This is a genomic window from Phycisphaeraceae bacterium, from assembly GCA_020851465.1.
In the GTDB taxonomy this organism is placed as follows: Bacteria; Planctomycetota; Phycisphaerae; order Phycisphaerales; family Phycisphaeraceae; genus JADZCR01.
The window spans coordinates 358926-376012 of record JADZCR010000003.1; the positions used below are offsets into that span (position 1 = coordinate 358926).

The 17087-nt window shown below is 53.8% G+C and carries 14 protein-coding genes; 8 read left to right on the top strand and 6 right to left on the bottom strand.

The window, feature by feature from the left end; genetic code table 11:
• Positions 1–15 precede the first annotated feature (15 nt).
• Positions 16–669 carry a phosphoribosylanthranilate isomerase gene (locus IT444_04775; GenBank protein MCC7192078.1) on the top strand — a complete coding sequence of 218 codons (654 nt, stop codon included), beginning with the start codon at positions 16–18 and terminating at the stop codon, positions 667–669.
• Between the two features lie 53 nt (positions 670–722).
• Here IT444_04775 and trpS read toward each other — a convergent pair whose 3' ends face one another.
• The 3 genes from trpS to fliD form a co-directional block, all read right to left on the bottom strand.
• Entirely contained in the window at positions 723–1787 is a 1065-nt protein-coding gene (gene trpS / locus IT444_04780; protein ID MCC7192079.1) for a tryptophan--tRNA ligase, read from the bottom strand.
• A 116-nt stretch (positions 1788–1903) separates the two neighbouring features.
• Positions 1904–2359 (bottom strand): flagellar export chaperone FliS, encoded by a 456-nt coding sequence (gene fliS / locus IT444_04785; protein MCC7192080.1) that lies wholly within the window; start codon positions 2357–2359, stop codon positions 1904–1906.
• A 151-nt stretch (positions 2360–2510) separates the two neighbouring features.
• A complete protein-coding gene (fliD, locus tag IT444_04790) occupies positions 2511–5255 on the bottom strand; it encodes a flagellar filament capping protein FliD (protein ID MCC7192081.1) in 2745 nt (914 codons plus the stop codon).
• Between the two features lie 512 nt (positions 5256–5767).
• Here fliD and IT444_04795 point away from each other — a divergent pair.
• Positions 5768–6514 carry a hypothetical protein gene (locus tag IT444_04795; protein MCC7192082.1) on the top strand — a complete coding sequence of 249 codons (747 nt, stop codon included), beginning with the start codon at positions 5768–5770 and terminating at the stop codon, positions 6512–6514.
• Between the two features lie 39 nt (positions 6515–6553).
• Here the strand turns inward: IT444_04795 and IT444_04800 are convergent, their stop codons facing one another.
• On the bottom strand, positions 6554–7432 hold the full coding sequence (locus IT444_04800) for a uracil-DNA glycosylase (protein MCC7192083.1): 879 nt from the start codon (positions 7430–7432) through the stop codon (positions 6554–6556).
• A 215-nt stretch (positions 7433–7647) separates the two neighbouring features.
• On the opposite strand from IT444_04800, the gene IT444_04805 reads away from it, so the two are divergent.
• The 6 genes from IT444_04805 (at position 7648) to IT444_04830 (ending at position 15097) form a co-directional block, all read left to right on the top strand.
• Positions 7648–8541, top strand: coding sequence for a LysM peptidoglycan-binding domain-containing protein (locus IT444_04805; GenBank protein ID MCC7192084.1), 894 nt, complete (start codon positions 7648–7650; stop codon positions 8539–8541).
• 182 nt (positions 8542–8723) lie between these two features.
• Positions 8724–9803 (top strand): ADP-glyceromanno-heptose 6-epimerase, encoded by a 1080-nt coding sequence (gene rfaD, locus IT444_04810; protein ID MCC7192085.1) that lies wholly within the window; start codon positions 8724–8726, stop codon positions 9801–9803.
• A 247-nt stretch (positions 9804–10050) separates the two neighbouring features.
• Positions 10051–11952, top strand: a complete 1902-nt coding sequence (nagB, locus tag IT444_04815) for a glucosamine-6-phosphate deaminase (protein ID MCC7192086.1) — start codon at positions 10051–10053, stop codon at positions 11950–11952.
• A 70-nt stretch (positions 11953–12022) separates the two neighbouring features.
• Entirely contained in the window at positions 12023–12862 is an 840-nt protein-coding gene (locus tag IT444_04820; protein MCC7192087.1) for a sugar phosphate isomerase/epimerase, read from the top strand.
• A gap of 413 nt (positions 12863–13275) precedes the next feature.
• Positions 13276–14271 carry a hypothetical protein gene (locus IT444_04825; protein ID MCC7192088.1) on the top strand — a complete coding sequence of 332 codons (996 nt, stop codon included), beginning with the start codon at positions 13276–13278 and terminating at the stop codon, positions 14269–14271.
• 130 nt (positions 14272–14401) lie between these two features.
• Positions 14402–15097, top strand: coding sequence for an LON peptidase substrate-binding domain-containing protein (locus tag IT444_04830; GenBank protein ID MCC7192089.1), 696 nt, complete (start codon positions 14402–14404; stop codon positions 15095–15097).
• Positions 15098–15148: 51 nt separating this feature from the next.
• On the opposite strand, the gene IT444_04835 is transcribed toward IT444_04830, so the two are convergent.
• Both IT444_04835 and IT444_04840 read right to left on the bottom strand, forming a co-directional pair.
• Positions 15149–15961: a hypothetical protein gene (locus IT444_04835; protein ID MCC7192090.1), complete on the bottom strand. Its 813-nt coding sequence runs from the start codon at positions 15959–15961 to the stop codon at positions 15149–15151.
• 75 nt (positions 15962–16036) lie between these two features.
• A complete protein-coding gene (locus IT444_04840) occupies positions 16037–17029 on the bottom strand; it encodes a HEAT repeat domain-containing protein (protein MCC7192091.1) in 993 nt (330 codons plus the stop codon).
• Between the last annotated feature and the right edge of the window lie 58 nt (positions 17030–17087).

The following is a 17087-nucleotide window of genomic DNA, read 5'->3' on the forward strand; positions in this document are numbered from 1 at the left end:
ACAATTCCATTCATCATGGCAACGTGGGTCAAAATCTGCGGTATTCGGACTCCACAGATCGCAATGGAGGCAGCGGAAGCAGGAGCCCATGCGATCGGCTTGGTATTTGCCAACGGCTCACCACGCCAAGTCACCGCCGAAGCAGCCAGGGAAATCGTTAAAGCATTGCCGGGAAATATTGAGCCTGTTGCGCTCTTTGTAGATGCCTCGACCGACGAGATTCGCAGGACATGCGAGACGACGGACATCCGAACTGTCCAGCTTCACGGCCGGGAAACCGTTGACTTCGCGGCAGCTCTCGCCCCGCTGCGTGTATTCAAGGCATTGCACTACCGCGAAGGACTTATCAGCGAATTATCACCTTGGCTCGATGCTGGCGTTCGTACCATTCTCATCGACAGTCCTCCGCGAGGCTTGCTCAATGGCGGCAGCGGAGAAGCGTTTTCATGGGAAGACCTTGCCCGTGATCTGAAACGCACTCCTCCGCCTGCGCGTCTCCGACTCGTCATCGCCGGCGGCCTCACACCCGTCAACGTGTCGAAAGTCGTTCGCTTGCTCAACCCCTACGGCGTGGATGTTTCAAGCGGCGTCGAATCATCACGCGGCGTCAAGGATGTCCATCTGATCCGCGATTTCTGCGATGCGATCCGTAAGGCGGATTCCGCCTGAAAGCAGCCGTCTTACTTTACTCCACTGTTTCAGGCTCAGATCGCTTTTCAGCATCATATTGAAAGTCTTCGCGGGAAAAAGTCATATTTCATCGCTCGCTTGGCCATCCACAGGGTTTCCTCCGCGACGGCATTCGCACGGGCGGTTCCCTCCTCGAGTACTTTAGTCACGCGAAACGGATCGGCCTCAAGAGCTGCACGGCGTTGACGAATAGGCTCCAGAAAAGTGTTGAGCACCTCCGCTAATCGTTTTTTGCAATCGCCATCGCCAATTTTTCCTTCCGCATACTTCGCCTTGAGTTCTACGACTTCTTCTTTATTCGGATTGAAAGCATCGTGGTACTGCCACAGCGGGTTCTTGTCGGACACGTCACCCGGATCGGTAGGGTTCATCCGGCCGGTAAAAATCTTGTTGCACTTTTTCTGAACGGTTTTCGTATCGTCAGAGAGAAGGATGGCATTACCCAGCGACTTGCTCATTTTATTTTTTCCATCGGTGCCGATGAGTCGGGCAATTCTGCCGACTTTCACCTCAGGTACGGGAAAGACCGCCTGGGCGTGTGCATCATCACCGCCTTTGGGATCAACGCCGCAGTAAGCGACGTTAAACCGCCGAGCAAGTTCGCGGCACATCTCGATATGAGGAACCTGATCTTCACCAACGGGCACGTATTTAGGTCGGAAGGCGAGGATATCCGCTACCTGACCGACCGGGTACATGAGGAAACCGAAGGAATAATTGTCACCAAGATTTTTGACAACGATTTCATCTTTGACGGTGGGATTGCGCATGAGCCGACCAAAACCCAGCAGCATGGCGAAGTACCAGGTAAGCTCCGCGATGGCGGGGACTTCACTCTGAAGAAAGATGGTGGACTTCGCGGGATCGATGCCAGTCGCAAGATAGTCAATGACAATCTGTCTGACATCCTCGCTGACAGCGGCGGGTTCTTCCGCACGGGTCGTCAGAGCATGGACGTTAGCGATGATAAAGAAACAATCGAAGCTGTCCTGCATCGCAAGACGATTTTCGATTGAACCGACATAGTGGCCCAGATGCAGCCGTCCCGTCGGCGTATCGCCGGTGAGGATGCGAGGTTTCGATTTAACGGTGGACATGGCGGCACAGTGTACGGCAATAATCGCCGCTTGCCGATCATCATCGATCAAGACCTGGATATTTGAGTGCGTTCGTGACGAGGTGGCAGGACTGGGAATCGGCAGAATGCGCGCTATCACCCATTGACAACGAGACTGCTGATCGCAGTTTGCTGTACGTGGGTTACATCTGCGGCCGCAGCACTGGGTTTGCCTTCCGTAGCAATTTTTTTCATCAGCATCTGCCAGGTCTGCTTCTCAAACTCGAGAAGCTGGATCGCTTCGTCGATCGGTGCGCTTTTATGTTGAAGGTTGGCATCGACGAGCAGGCGATAGATGTAGGTATATAACGCGCTGAGCTTTTCACAGAGCTCCGGTGCGACTTGATGATTCAGGCTGGTCGAAAGTTCGAGAACGATCTTCTGCGCCCGCATGAGCGAGTGATAGCTGGTCTCACGGTCGTCTCTGGCCAGCGCGTCACGACTCTGCACGCTGAACTTGATGGCTCCCTCATAAAGCATCAACCGCAGCTCTTCCGGACTGGCGGTCATGATCTTGGTCTTGAGATAGGGATTGGCCGGCTTAGCAGTCATAAGCAAATAACCCGCCTAGATAGCCGCATACGTGGCGGCCGATTCGACTTTCTTTTATCGGTAATTGTCAATGGTTTCGTTAGGCATCAGGCACGAGCTGTCCAACAACCTGATCATCCGGCTTCGGATGGATGCCATCGATTAACGGGTACTACTTCTGTGACGCCACCTGACTGGCAAAATTGGTCAGTGAGGAACCCTGCGCCTGTAGCGACGCCAGGGCTTTTTCCATTGCATTAAATTGGTTCTGGAGCAGTTCGCGTTTGGCGGCAAGCTTCAGATCGATGCGCTCTATTTGTTGTTTATTGAGTTCGAGTAATCTGCCTACGTTGTCAATCTGACCCTGAACCGCGCCATCAGTATCTGTCAGGCTCTTAAGCAGTTCGTCGATCCGCACGCCGACACCGGCAGTTGCGGTGACCGTTTCACCATTCGAATTAGTCGTGGTGGTCTTGTAGGTAAAGAGCTGCTCGACCGCATTTCGGTCCGCGGATAGGGCAGCGGTAAACTTTGACTCATCGAACTTGAGCGTTGCCCCCGTCCCAACGGTCAGACCGATCTGTGCGAGCGACTTGTACTGCGTGCTCAGATCCTCATTACGGTTATTGATCAGGCGAAACAGCGACGAACGTACTCGAGCGATGGTCGGATCACCCAACAACAGACCACGCTGCTTAGTAGCTGTGTCATAGCGGTCGTACTTGTCGAGCGTGGTAATCACGCCATTAAAGTCAGTAACGAATTTTTGGATCGCCTTGGTGATCGCGGAATCGTCACGGCTGATGCTGACAGATACCGGCGAACTGCTGGCGGAAAGCAGATTCACGGTCGCGCCGGGGATCACAGATGTCAGCGTGTTTGTTGTGGAAGTGATCGCGATGGCCTTGGCAGGATCAGAGGCACCGAAAAAGACGACCGCATCACGAGCCTCAACAAGTGTGCTGCCGCCCAGTCCAGTCCCACCATCATCAAAGACAAATGCGCCAGCTTTGCCGGAGCGCGTGCTCAGGAAACTGAGGCGGTAGGGATCGGCCGGCGAGCCGTCATTCAGGATCGAAGCCTGCACCGGCAAGCCCAGTTCGTTGATCTTCTCCATGACATCCGAAAGCGTGTCACTGGCTGTGATAGTGACCGTCTTTTCAAAGCTGCCATCAAGATCCGCTCCAGCAGATGCAGCTTCACCAAGCAGCCCCAGATCGCGGGCGGTGGTCGAACCGGCTTCTTCAACCTTGATTGCCGACGCACCACTGCCGGTATCCTCCAGCAGGATGCCGTCGCCGTTGTCATTGATCCGCGCTGTTATGGCGAGGCCTTTGCTGTTGATTTCCGCAATGATGTCTCCTACGGTCGCCTCATTGCCCTGTGAAAGATCGACCTCAGATGACAGGCCGTTGGAATCGGTAATGGTGAACTTACCCTTGGCCACTCCCCCGCCACCGTTCAGATTGTCACGGCGAGTTGCTTCAGTGATGTAACGAAACTGTAGATTTCCTGAATTAAGGGTAGCAGCCGCGACACTCTGCGCAAGACCCAGATCCGCAGCTCCTGTTCCTGTCGTGTCGGCCACGATCAGGTTCGAGGCTGTCGCCCCCGTGCTGTCGGTGAGCTGGATGCCGTTACTCGCCTGATTGAGGGATGCCGAAATGCTGTTGGCTGCGCCGGCAGAGTTAATCAGGTCGATCGCCTGCTGGACACTTGTCGCCGTAGAAAGATCGACGGCAAATGAGACACCCGCGCGGTTAGTGATATTGATGGTGCCAAGATTTGCGCCAGCGCCGCCCTTCAGGTTGCCGATGAGGCGTGAATTAAGTGTTGAAACAAGCCGCCGAGTCGTGATCGTGTCCCCTACGGAAGCCGCGGTAAGCCCCAAGTCATCAGCAGCACCGGATCCGTTGAGAGCTGTCACACCAAACGTCGCGCCGCCTGAGGTACCATCCACGAGTTGAAGACCCGTACCGGCAGCATTGATGCTCGCGGTGACATTACCACCCGACCCGGTATTGATTTTGTCGATCACCTGGCCGAGCGTCGTTGCACCATTGAGACTTACGGAAAATGTTGTCCCATCGCGTCGTGTGATTTCGAAATCAGATAATGCGCCTTTATTTCGCACACCATTGCCGTCGTTCAACGTGGCTAGCAAGGTGGATGAACCGATTCGGTTGATCTGTGTGCCGGTTAACGTCGTACCCACTGAGGCGACATTCAGTCCGAGGCTGGTAGCGGTATTGTTCGTTCCAACATTGGCGACGGCGAGGCTGGTCGTGACCGCCCCGGTGTTATCCACGATCTGAAGGCCGTCATCGTTAATGCTGGCCGTAACATTGATTCCCGATGTGTTGTTGATTTCATTAAGCACATCGTTAATCGTCAACGCACGTGAGAGATCAACGACCGCCGATGCACCGGAACGATCAGTGATACGAATCTTGCCGCGCGTCACACCGGCACCGCCGTTGAGCGTTGAAAGTGCTGTGTCGCTGTCGAGTCGCCCGTTACCAAACTCAAAGGTCAGCGTGCCTGCACCGATGGCGGTACTGTCAGAGTCTGCATAGCCGCGAGTGATGACCTGTTGCGTACTGACCAGCCGGTTTACCGAAAAGCTATAGGTTCCCGGCGTGGCTGATGATCCGCTCGATGCCTTGATAACTGACTCATTCGAGGATGAGGTGGACGTCGATTTGAACGTGGACGAAGCGACAAATCCAGCCGAATCGAGTTTCAGGGCTAAAAGTTTGGCGTTGATTTCCTGATAAGCGACAGTCTGTGCGTTAAGAACCGAGTTTCTCTGCTCAATAATCGCCTTTGGCCGTGCCTCAATCGCGATCAACTTATCGATCAAGTCCGCGGTATTGATACCGCTGATGAGGCCGACAGAGCTAGAAATCGTACCCATAGCAATATCCTGCCTACCATGACGGAACCGCCTCCTCAGACAGCCTCTCATGGAGCTAACTTCTTATCGTCCCTTGCGCAAGGGGCACTTGAGGCTCATAACCGGCAGCTTTACATACGTAAAATCACTTCGTCAGTCACAGATATTCCGTCTTGGCGCTTGAATATGTACAATTCCTGCGTAGCTAGCTTTTCGGCATCACTTCTCTAGACGTGCTTTCGCTACATGACCGCATGCGATCGAATTATGGATGTACGATTTGCACGAATTGGACGCACACGATTTAGATTATTACGTTAACTGACGTACCTATGCTGAGTTGGACGTGATTACAGCAGTTAAACGTATCTAACTGTGGAAAAATACTGCACGATTCTAAGATAACCAGCGCATAATGATTAGTGGACATTGTTGGGTATATTTCACTTTTTTGTCGTGAAGCGGGTGCTCTGCTTGCAATGTTCCCATTGCTTACCCAAGGTGCATAACAAGTGATTCCAAACAATCTAAACGTGTATTCACGATTGGACTCGCCGATTTTTAATTCGGTCGTCGCAGCAGTAGGTGTAACATCGCTTACCGTTTCCTGCGATGTGTGCGCCGCCAGAGTTTTTGATTCGGGTGAAGCTGACTGCGCCTATGTGGATGCACGACGACTTGGGCTGTCACCCAGTGTGGAACAAACCCTTCAAGAGTGGCCTCGCAAACCGGATTCGGTATTTGAGTTCTCGCGGCAGGCTCAATTAACCAACAGCACATTTCGCCCCCAGAAATGGCTGGAAGACTCCTCACTCAATGGAGAGCGATACCTGGGACTGACTGACACGCGATGCAAGATTGTTGACTGTTTCTGCCTCACCTTCCCGCTAAATGATCACACTTGGGCGATGTTCGCGTATCTGCGTTGTGGGAATAGTGCCGCATTTTCGCCGGATGAGATGCAACTGCTGGAACAGATCAAGCCGGCCATCACTCGCACGATCCGCAACGGCTACAACTGCCAGTTACGATTGACTCAGCAAGCCATCGCGCAAAACGGCGGCACGTCTCCGCCACATCTCGGCACCGATGAAATGATCACCCGCCTCAGTCGCACGGAGCGACACATCCTGCAGTACCTCTTCACCCCCGCAACCGAACGGCAAATTGCACAGTCAATCCACCGTTCACCCCATACCGTTCACGTTCACGTCAAAAATATTTATCGTAAGCTCGGCATTAACTCACGGCGTCAACTACAGGTACTGAAAGCCCCTTGAATTCTGCTGAATTCCTGTGGTTTGCCATTCTCGCCGGGATCATGACGGTGTCGCGGCGTCACTGTCAAGAAATGACTTGACCCGTTTGAGATCCGACCACACCTTGCGACGTGTTTCTTCGTTGTAATTTCTCAATACATAGGCTGGATGAAACGTGGGCATGACCGGGATGTAAGGCCCTTCCGGCGACAGCCCTCGAAACGTATCCCACTGCCCGCGAATCGAGGAGATGTTGCGATCAGTGCTGAGAATAAGTTTTGCGGCTGGACCGCCAAGGGTGACGATCGCACGCGGCTGGATGGTCATCAATTGACGTTTGAGGTAACCCCAGCAAGCCTCCACCTCCACAGGCGTTGGCGCGCGATTCCCCGGCGGACGGCATTTGACCACATTCGCAATGTAAACATCCTCCCGCTTGTAACCCATTGCCACAATCATCTTGTCGAGCAATTCTCCCGCGCGGCCGACAAATGGACGCCCCGTCTTATCCTCTGTCTCACCCGGCCCTTCGCCGATAAACATCAGCTTGGCATCAGGATCACCCTCGCCGAACACCGTCTGTGTCCGTCTTTCGCAGAGTATGCACTTGGTACACCCTTCCACCTCGGTTTGTCGAAGCTCTGTGAGAATACGAATCTTTGTCGCAGAGTCGAGTTGTTTGTACAGCCCCGGCTGCAATGGTACTTCCGGTGACGCCTGAATTGGTGTGACGACTTGGTTGGATGATGCAGAAGATCGTGGAGTCGAGGTCTTTAATCCCGCAGAGTGCGTCGAGGGAGAATTGGGGACGTCATTCGGTTGTGAGAGACCTTCCGTGAGGGTATTGCTGCGCGTTCCAATTGGTACCGTCCGTACCCCCATCAGATGATCCGTCAACAGGTGCTGTCGAAGAATACGCTTTCGCCGTTTGGCATCCATATGTCAAAGGATAAATCCAGCCGGATCAATTAACCAACCGTATGACACCACTCCGGGGTACCGATTCTGCTGGATAACTTTATTTCCCTTAGCGGGTTCAGACCGATAAACCGTTGATTCTTCCAACGAAGATGAAGATTTTCCCCCAAAGCGACCGATAACATGGCAGGGGTGTACGAACTTTTCTACACTGGTTTTACTCCAAGGAACGGATTATGAAGAGCGGCTATAAGATCGCGATCGTCACTGCGGTGATTTTGCTGGTAGTCATTTTTGCCTACTACCTAAAAATCGAGAAGCCTCAGCGAGCCCCTGCGGAAACCCCTGAAGTCACCACGATCACCTCCAATGACAGCGCGGTCCCCAGCCTGCCTCCCGCAACTGATAACAGCAACACGACCGTGAGCCTGCCCCCTTCGACCGACGACATCGCTGCAAGGATGCGAACTCAGTCCGCCCCGCCTACCGATGGCACCACCAGTCAACTCGTACTCGGTGAAACGCCAACGACCCGTCCCAGTGCCGAAGCTGTCGATGCGTTCCCCCCCACTACTCGACCGGCTGAAAATACTGTTGGTACCGACCTTCGTACCAGTGGAACTGATCTACGACCCGTGGATACACAGATCCCCGAACGCTCTGTGGATCTTTTCTCCAACGATACTGAAGATACGGCCGCTTCCACCGCAAGTTCTACTTACACGATTAAGGCGGGCGACACGTTCCAATCTATCGCAGCGAAACATCTGGGTTCCGCCAGCCGTTGGCGCGATATCGGTAAAGCCAATCCATTCGTCGAGCCTACTAAGCTCAAGATCGGCCAGGTCATCAAACTTCCAAGTGCGACCAGTGCTGTATCTGACGCCTCCGTCGAGCCTCCCCGCCGTGTCGCCGCTCGCGCAACCGATAGTGCTGTCACCACCGTCAAGCCAACGGGCATCACTCACAAAGTTAAATTCGGCGAGACACTTTCCACGCTGGCCTACCAATACTACGGCGATCGCGGCCAGTGGAAGAAAATCTATAACGCCAACCGTGACGTCCTTCGCAATCCCGACCGCCTACCGGACGGGGTGAAGCTGACTATTCCCGCTAAATCAAGCCGATAGTCGAACTCCTCGGCATCAGTTTATACGTCAAAAATACGAAGCCGAAGTCGCCGTTCAGCTGTGTACCGAAGCTTCCTGGGGAATCGGTTTGAATCAAACTGGAACGGGTATCGGTAGGTGATTCGCGCCCAATCCCCGTCCAAGCGTGCAGGTGACTACTCGCTCCCGCTATACTCTGCCTCATGGATCGTATTCTCGTCACTGGCGGGGCTGGCTTTGTCGGCTCCAACCTCGTCCGCCAACTTCAGGATGAGCATCCCGATGCTTTGATTCTCGTGATCGACGACTTTCGCGTCGGCAGTTTCTCCAATCTCGCTAGTGAAGGCGAACAAGGATGGAGCTTCCGAGGTGAAGTCATCGCCCGATCATTGCTAGAGCTCGACATGTTTGGCATTGTCGAGGACTACAACCCCGAAGTGATCTTCCACGAAGCATCGATCACGGACACCACCGTGACCGATCAGCAACGGATGATCGCGGAGAATGTTGAGCCATTCGAGGTCTTGCTCAATATCGCCATCGAGATGGGGGTTAAGCTTGTCTGGGCGTCCAGTGCTGCGACTTACGGGACACGCGCCAATGGTGCCACGCAACAGCGTCGCCCGTTCGAGCTTCAGGACGCAGGCCAGCCTGCCAATGTCTATGGTTTTTCCAAGTGGATCATGGAAAATCTCCACCGATCCGCATTGGCTGAAAATCCAGAGGCTCATATCGTCGGCCTGCGTTACTTCAACGTCTTCGGTCCGGGTGAAGAAAACAAGAAACACATGTCGAGCATGATCTATCAGCTTGCCCAGCAGATGCTCGCCGGTCAGCGGCCGCGCATCTTCCGCGATGGAGAGCAGGCCCGTGACCATGTTTACGTCAAGGATGTCGTTAATGCGACTATTGCGGCGGCGGATGATCGCGCACGCAGCGGTATCTACAACGTCGGAACAGGTAAGGCGACAACCTTCAACCAGATCATTGCCTGCCTGAATGAGTCGCTGGGAACTCGGTTTGACACGGAGTACCTCGACAATCCCTATAAGTTTTATCAGGACTACACCTGTGCGGATCTGTCACAGACCAAAGCCGGCCTGAAGTGGTCACCGCAATACGACACCAAGTCCGCCATCATCGAATACACGCGATTCCTCAAGGCCTGCGCGGACGCCAACGCCCCACAGAAAAACGTCACGGCAAAAGCATCCACAGATGAAGAAAATCGCGGCAACGCGGAGCCTCGGCGCAAAGAAGAACGTGAAGAAAAGCGTAACTGACACCTAAGATCCTTCGACTTCCACGAACTTCTCCTGTGATCCAGACAATGCCTTTAGATCATGCTTGGGAGTTCTGGTAAGTTCGATCCGGAACTGCCTTGGCTTGTGGGGTACTGTTTTCAGGTCGCGCACGCGATTTATTGCCTTCTCAGGCCCATGAACCTTGGACTCCGCCCCTATTTTCTCTAGCATACCGGGCCGTTAATGCCCACGGAGGTCTGTAATGATTCGTTCTGATGACGCAGCCATGACCCAGTACGAAAAAATACCCGCACAGGTCTTCGACGACTCGAAGGCTGCCAGCATCGCCGTTGCAGGTGAGATCGCCAAACTCATTCGTGACCGCGCCAAGAAAAAGCAAAAAGCTATCCTCGGACTGGCGACCGGGTCAACCCCTGTCAACGTCTATAACGAGTTGGTCCGGCTCCATAAACAGGAGAAGCTCTCCTTTAAGAACGTCATTACGTTCAATCTTGACGAGTATTTTCCAATGCAACCGAACGAGCTTCAGAGCTATGTTCGGTTCATGAATGAACACCTTTTTGACCATATCGATATCCCGCGTAAACAGGTGCACATTCCTGACGGTACGGTGCCGGTGGAAGAGGTATTCGCACAGTGTCAGGCGTATGAAAAAGCGATTGACGATGCCGGCGGGATCGACCTGCAAATCCTTGGTATTGGTCGGACTGGACACGTTGGCTTCAACGAGCCGGGTTCAGGCCGTAATTCACGAACACGCCTCATCACACTTGATAAGGTGACGCGACTCGACGCAGCCAGCGATTTCTTCGGCGAAGAAAATGTCCCTCGTCGCGCCATTACGATGGGCGTCGGCACGATTCTCCGCGCCAAGCGCATTCTGCTGATGGCATACGGTGAACACAAAGCTCCGGTGGTCGCTCAAGCTATCGAGGGAGAGATCACCAGCACCATCGCCGCCAGCTTCCTACAGGAGCACCCCAACGCCCAGATCATTCTCGATCGAGCAGCAGCTGCGGAGCTTACAAGGTTCAAAAGCCCCTGGCTGTTAGGCCCGATCGACTGGGATCGTCCGACGATCCGCAAAGCGGTTACCTGGCTCGCTCTTGAGCATGAAAAACCAATCCTCAAATTGACCGACGAGGACTACAACGAGGCAGGATTGCAGGATTTGCTGGCCAAGCATGGTCTTGCTTACGACATCAATATCGAAGTCTTCCGTGCCCAACAGGACACAATCACAGGCTGGCCTGGCGGTAAACCTCCCAAGGTGCAGAGGCCGGGGGATCGCCGCCGCGAGGGAGATGACATTTTCCCCAAGCGTGTCGTCATTTTCTCCCCACATCCCGACGACGACGTAATCTCAATGGGTGGCACACTCATCCGACTGGTGGATCAGGGACACGAGGTTCATGTCGCCTACCAGACCAGTGGAAATATCGCGGTATTCGATGCGGCGGCCCTGCGCTTCGCTGACTTCGCGGCAGAGTTTAATCAGATGTTCGGCATCGCCGAGCGTAAGGCATCGCAGATCGAGGCGCACATTGAAGAATTCCTTCGCAACAAAAAACCCGGACAAGTGGACAGCGAAGAAGTCCAGAAGATCAAAGGTCTGATCCGTCGCGGCGAAGCTCGTGCGGCCTGTCGCTACTGCGGCATACCTGATCGTGGAGTCCACTTCCTGGACATGCCGTTTTATGAAACCGGCCGTGTGCGTAAGAAACCAATCGGCGAGGGTGATATTCAGTTGATTGTTGACCTGCTTCAGGAAATCAAACCGCACCAGATCTATGCAGCAGGTGATCTTTCCGATCCGCACGGCACACACCGGGTCTGCCTTGCTGCGATTTTCGCAGCCATGGATCGATTGAAAACCGCCGATTGGCGCAAGACCTGCGATCTATGGCTCTACCGCGGTGCATGGCAGGAGTGGGGCGTCCATGAGATCGAGATGGCGGTACCGCTTTCGCCGATCGAAGTGATGCGTAAACGCATCGCAATCTTCAAACACGAATCGCAAAAGGACCGCGCTCTTTTCCCCGGCAGCGATAGCCGTGAGTTCTGGCAGCGGGCGGAGGATCGAAACAGGAAAACCGCGAAGCTTTATGACAAACTCGGCCTCGCGGAGTACGAGGCGATCGAGGGCTTTGTCAAGTGGAAAGGCTGATCCGTTAACCAGCAGCTAACCATACTCGGTGTGCCATCGGCTTTTATCAGCGACTTCAATGGATATCAAAATGACACCGCAGAAACCATCACAGTTTGCCCTCGTTTCCTGGGCTACTCACGCTAAAACTCCCGCGGAACTGGCCGCACGTGTCAAGGAAATCGGCCTGAATAAGATTCAGATGCACCTTGCTCTTGCATACGCCGACCCCGCGGTATGGGGCAATGTTCAGAGCGATCTGCGAAAAGAAGGCATCGAGATTATTTCTGGAATGTTCGGAACCACGGGAGAAGACTACTCGACGCTTGAGACAATTCGTCTGACTGGCGGATTCATTCCCGACAAACATTGGGAAGCTAACTGGAAGGCTGTTCAGGATAATACGAAAGTTGCTGCGGCTATGGGCCTCAAGCTCATCAGCACACACTCCGGGTTTCTACCTGACGACAAAAAAGATCCAAACTTCAATAAGCTCGTCGATCGTATCTCACAGGTCGCAAAGCACCTTGGCCAGCACGGCATCACGATGCTCTTTGAGACCGGCCAAGAGACCGCTGACACCCTGTGGCAATTCCTTCAAGCATTAGATCAAAACGGTGCCAGCAACACGGGTGTAAATTTTGATCCGGCAAACATGATTCTCTACGACAAAGGCGACCCCATCGCATCATTGAAAAAACTCATGCCTCGTGTGAAACAGGTACACATCAAAGACGCAGTGCGTACAAAGACTCCCGGTACATGGGGAACCGAGGTGCCAATCGGAGAAGGACAGGTCGATTGGAAATCATTTATTCAGGTGCTCTCTGAAGGTGATTTCCAAGGTCACCTGGTTATCGAGCGTGAAGCGGGACAGGATCGCGTAGGTGACGTACGGAAGGCGATCGCACACGTATCACAATTCATGTAACGAACGGACAACATAAAGCGTTCTTTACTTTTTTGTTTTCAAAATTTGATGCGACTATGAGTTGCTCTGGCGAAACTCGGTGTTAGTATCGAAGAACAAGTGAAGATTGCTTCCGCCTGCGGGGTTCGCGCAACGATGTCAGATTTTTTGCTCGAACCTTTCAGAACCCCAAGGGAGCCGGTCTGGGCGCGAAGATCAAGCCACCCACGAGTGGAAGATCGGGATAGCCTGGCGACGCACCCACGTGCAATTGGGGTTCGAGTAAAACCATCGGACGACCCAGGTGGACGGGAGACAATCGAATCTTCAAAGCGGTCCGCTCAGGCGGGCCGTTTTTGTTTTGTGCGCCGTCCTTTCTCGACTATTCTCCATGTCTTGTCACAAACAGGCTGGAAATGCCGTAACATTTCCGTATGTCTCCGAAAGATAAACTCGACAAATCCGCACGCTCAGGCAAGGAGCTGCGTTCCAGCCTGCTGGTAACGCGCATCGTTGAAAGCTACGAGTCGCAGAAGCGAATCACTCACTTCAACTCCACTTTCCTCCCCAACAGGGTCAGGACGATCCACGTAATCGAATTGCTGCGGCAGTTATTTTTTCCCGGCTTGTTTGAGGACCAGAAGCTCAAGCCGGAAACGATTCATTACCACGTCGGCGACCTCGTTGAGAAAATCCGTGAAGGGCTATACGAGCAGGTCCGCCAGTCATTGCGGTATCGGGAAAGCCAACAACGAAGCCAGGGGAAAGGTGACGAAGGCGAGGCGTGCGATCAGGAAGCTGACCGCATCACACAGGAGTTTCTCGAGCGCATCCCGGAATTGCGGCGACTGCTGGCACTGGACGTCAAAGCTGGATTTGACGGAGACCCTGCGGCAGAAAGCACGGACGAGATTATTTTCTGCTATCCCGGTCTCGATGCAATTTTCATCCATCGCGTTGCGCATGAATTTTACAAGCTCAAGGTGCCGCTGTTGCCGCGCATCATGAGCGAATACGCGCACAACGAGACCGGCATCGACATTCACCCCGGCGCCACGATTGGCGAGTCATTCTTCATCGATCACGGTACGGGTGTCGTCATTGGTGAAACAACGCACATTGGAAACCGCGTCAAGATTTACCAGAGCGTGACCCTCGGTGCCCTCTCAACCAAGGGCGGCCAATCATGGCGCGGCCGCAAGCGACACCCCACCATCGAAGATGATGTGACGATTTATGCCAACGCCACCATTCTTGGCGGTGAGACGATCATCGGAGCCGGTGCAACGATCAACGGCGGAGTATTTGTCACGCGATCCGTACCCGCCGGCCATACGGTCGCAATGGAGCCACCCGTACTCAAAGTCAGCCAGAAGCCGGGTAAAACACGTAAGAACGACGTGGAAACTGATTCTGATTTTCAGTTGTAACGCGATACAAAGGTCACGAATAGGCGGCCTGCAACCGTCCGCTTATAAGTCAGCTCGCTTGGAACCGTCACCATCCTTTGATGGAAATTTTCTTATTTCCTCAACAGTACCCTGCCTATGATTTCGCGCCATGGCAGAGACGCTTACGATTGATTTTTCGGTGCCGGTCCCGCTCTTTCCGTTGCCGCAATGCGTGCTGCTGCCGCACGCCACGATACCACTGCATATCTTTGAACCTCGCTATCGTCAGATGGTCAAAGATGCACTAGACTCGCGCGGCTTGATCGCGATGGCTTCTTTCGACAATAAGGACTGGAAGTCCCTGTATGACGGCTCGCCCACTCTGCGCGAGCATATCTGTCTGGGATATATCATCCGTCACGAATCGCTGACGGGTGGTAAATACAACATCCTTCTCCAGGGAGTCTGCCGGGCGCGAATCACAAAGGAAATTGAGGCCGATACGCTCTATCGTCAGGCTTTGATCGAGCCAACGGAACGACGACCACCGCTCCTGGAAATCGATCTGGTCGATCAGCGTGAGTCGCTTGAAGCATTGCTGGCCGACCCCCTGCTCAAAGAATTGACCAGTGTCAACGCGATTCACAACTGGTTGACTTCTGAAATTCCGACATCAGCTTTGATTGACTTGGCTACCATGACCATGTGTGAAAGCACCGAGCAACGCTACTCGCTGCTAGCGGAGCCGGACGTCCTCGCACGTGCCGAGTGGTTGGAAAAACTACTCAGACAGACACGACACACTTTGAAATTGGCACAGAACTTTCGCCCCAAGGATTGTCCAGATGGCGTGAACCTGAACTGAATAGGCCCATGTCGGATAGCCGCGAATCCCATCTACTCATAGCGCACCGCATCACCACGAACGATTCTCACGACTAAACGATTCATTGAGAATCGCCGGTTCTGTTGTAAAGTCCGCCTGCCATGTTCCGCGAAACAGCGATTGCCGCTTCGGCGGCATCCGTTCGATGACCTCGGCAGGCAGATTTAGCTTATGAAACTGAGAACCTGAATGGATGTAGCTGTTAAAAACGGCTGCGCGATGGTGCGGCATCCGCCAAGTATCACCTGCGTGACAGAGATTTTCGGTGAAGAAAAGTACGGATCCCGGCGGGCAGGAATAAGTTTCGTAAAGCCACGACTCCTGAACAAGATGCTCCTGCGGTACGTTGAAGTTTGCTTTGTGACTGCCCGACATCAAGAGCGTACCGCCTTTGCCACGCTCAACCTCGTTAAGCTCCCAGACCACTCGCGTTAATCCGGAGTAAATGTTTTGGTTTTTGCACCGATAGCCAAAGATAGGTGAGACGCTGGGCCCGCCGCCGTGAGGCTTAAGTCCAGGGCTTCCTGTTGGGCGATATTGCGGGTAACTGCCGTCACACCGAAAGCCATACGCCGGTCCGACATCGGAGGTATTCAGAATCGTATTGAGAATGCCGACGATCGCAGGATGGTCAAGAAGGTAGTTCGACGGTCCCGCCAATGAAAACCGCTCATGCGCGGGAAGTGATTGTGGATTTTCGCGGAGCAAGCGGACATGCTCACGCAGAACGGGTAGTTCGTTCTCTTTGAGTACGGCTGGCAGCAATAACCAGCCTTTCATATCAAACAGAAACTTTTGCTCATCAGTCATGGGGATCGGATCAGTGGACGCAGAGGTGGTCATTGCATCACTCCCTGATGGAAGGGACACCAGCATATATGATTTATTTCGTATCCGTGAGTCGGGATTGAGATTTCTTTATCGTTTCTTACCGCCGAGAATCGCAGCCGCTGCCGCCACCCGTACCCCCTCTTCGGGATCGTTGAGCAGATTTGCCAAAGCTGACGTCGCACGAGGATCGTTAAACAGTCCCAGCGTCAACGCCGCCTGACCTCGTGCAGTGGGCAATTCGGATGATGCAGCGGTGAGCGCTACGTCGAGGCCGTTGTTATGTCCAAACCGCGCTAAAGCCTCCGCCGCAGCGAGTTGGAGCTCAATCGGTGGATCCTTCAGTAAATTCAGCATTGCCCATTGCATCGCCTTGTCATTGACTCGACCAATCAATTGCGTTGAAAGTACGCGAACCTCATCAAACTGCGAGTAAACCCCCGCGCGGAGCGGCGCAAGGGATGCATCATCACCCAATCGGACCAGCGCCTCCGCCTGCTGGATGCGCACGATCGCTGCCTTGGTTGGACTGGCGCGAGGCATCGGAACTTTGGAAAGCTCCTTGATTAACGGCACCGCACTTTTGTCTCCGAGAATTCCCAATAACATCGCAGCATTGCCGCGCACTTCAGGTTCCTGCGCCACGAGAAAATCACGCATCGGATTGAAGTCCACCTTCTGTCCATTGGCGCGACGGGCATAAAGCGCGGCTGCACGAATGGATGGCGACGGATCGTTATCAAAGCGTGACAAATCCAAAGCCAATGAACGAAGACGCAGCTTTCCAACGGTTACAAGTGCCGCAAAACGCGGGACGCCGTGCGGGTCATTAAGGCCAAGCTGCACGAGCGGTACAACGCGATCGGGAAGATTCTGCGCTGCTTCGATGGCGTTAGCCCGTAAAAACGGGTCGCTGCTCTGCGACGATGCAAGCACCTGTTCCACAGCCTTGTCGTGCAGTTCTCGCAATGATGGTTGCGTGGCGGAGCTACCGCTGGCAGGAGCTGGTTCTGATGTGGATTGGGTTGTCTGACAACCGAAAGCCACTGACGCAATGAACAGCATGAGCAGACGCTTAATCATGGCTTCTTTCTTCCTGATCGAGGAACCTTACAGAGTGATTTCTTCATCGCACTGCACA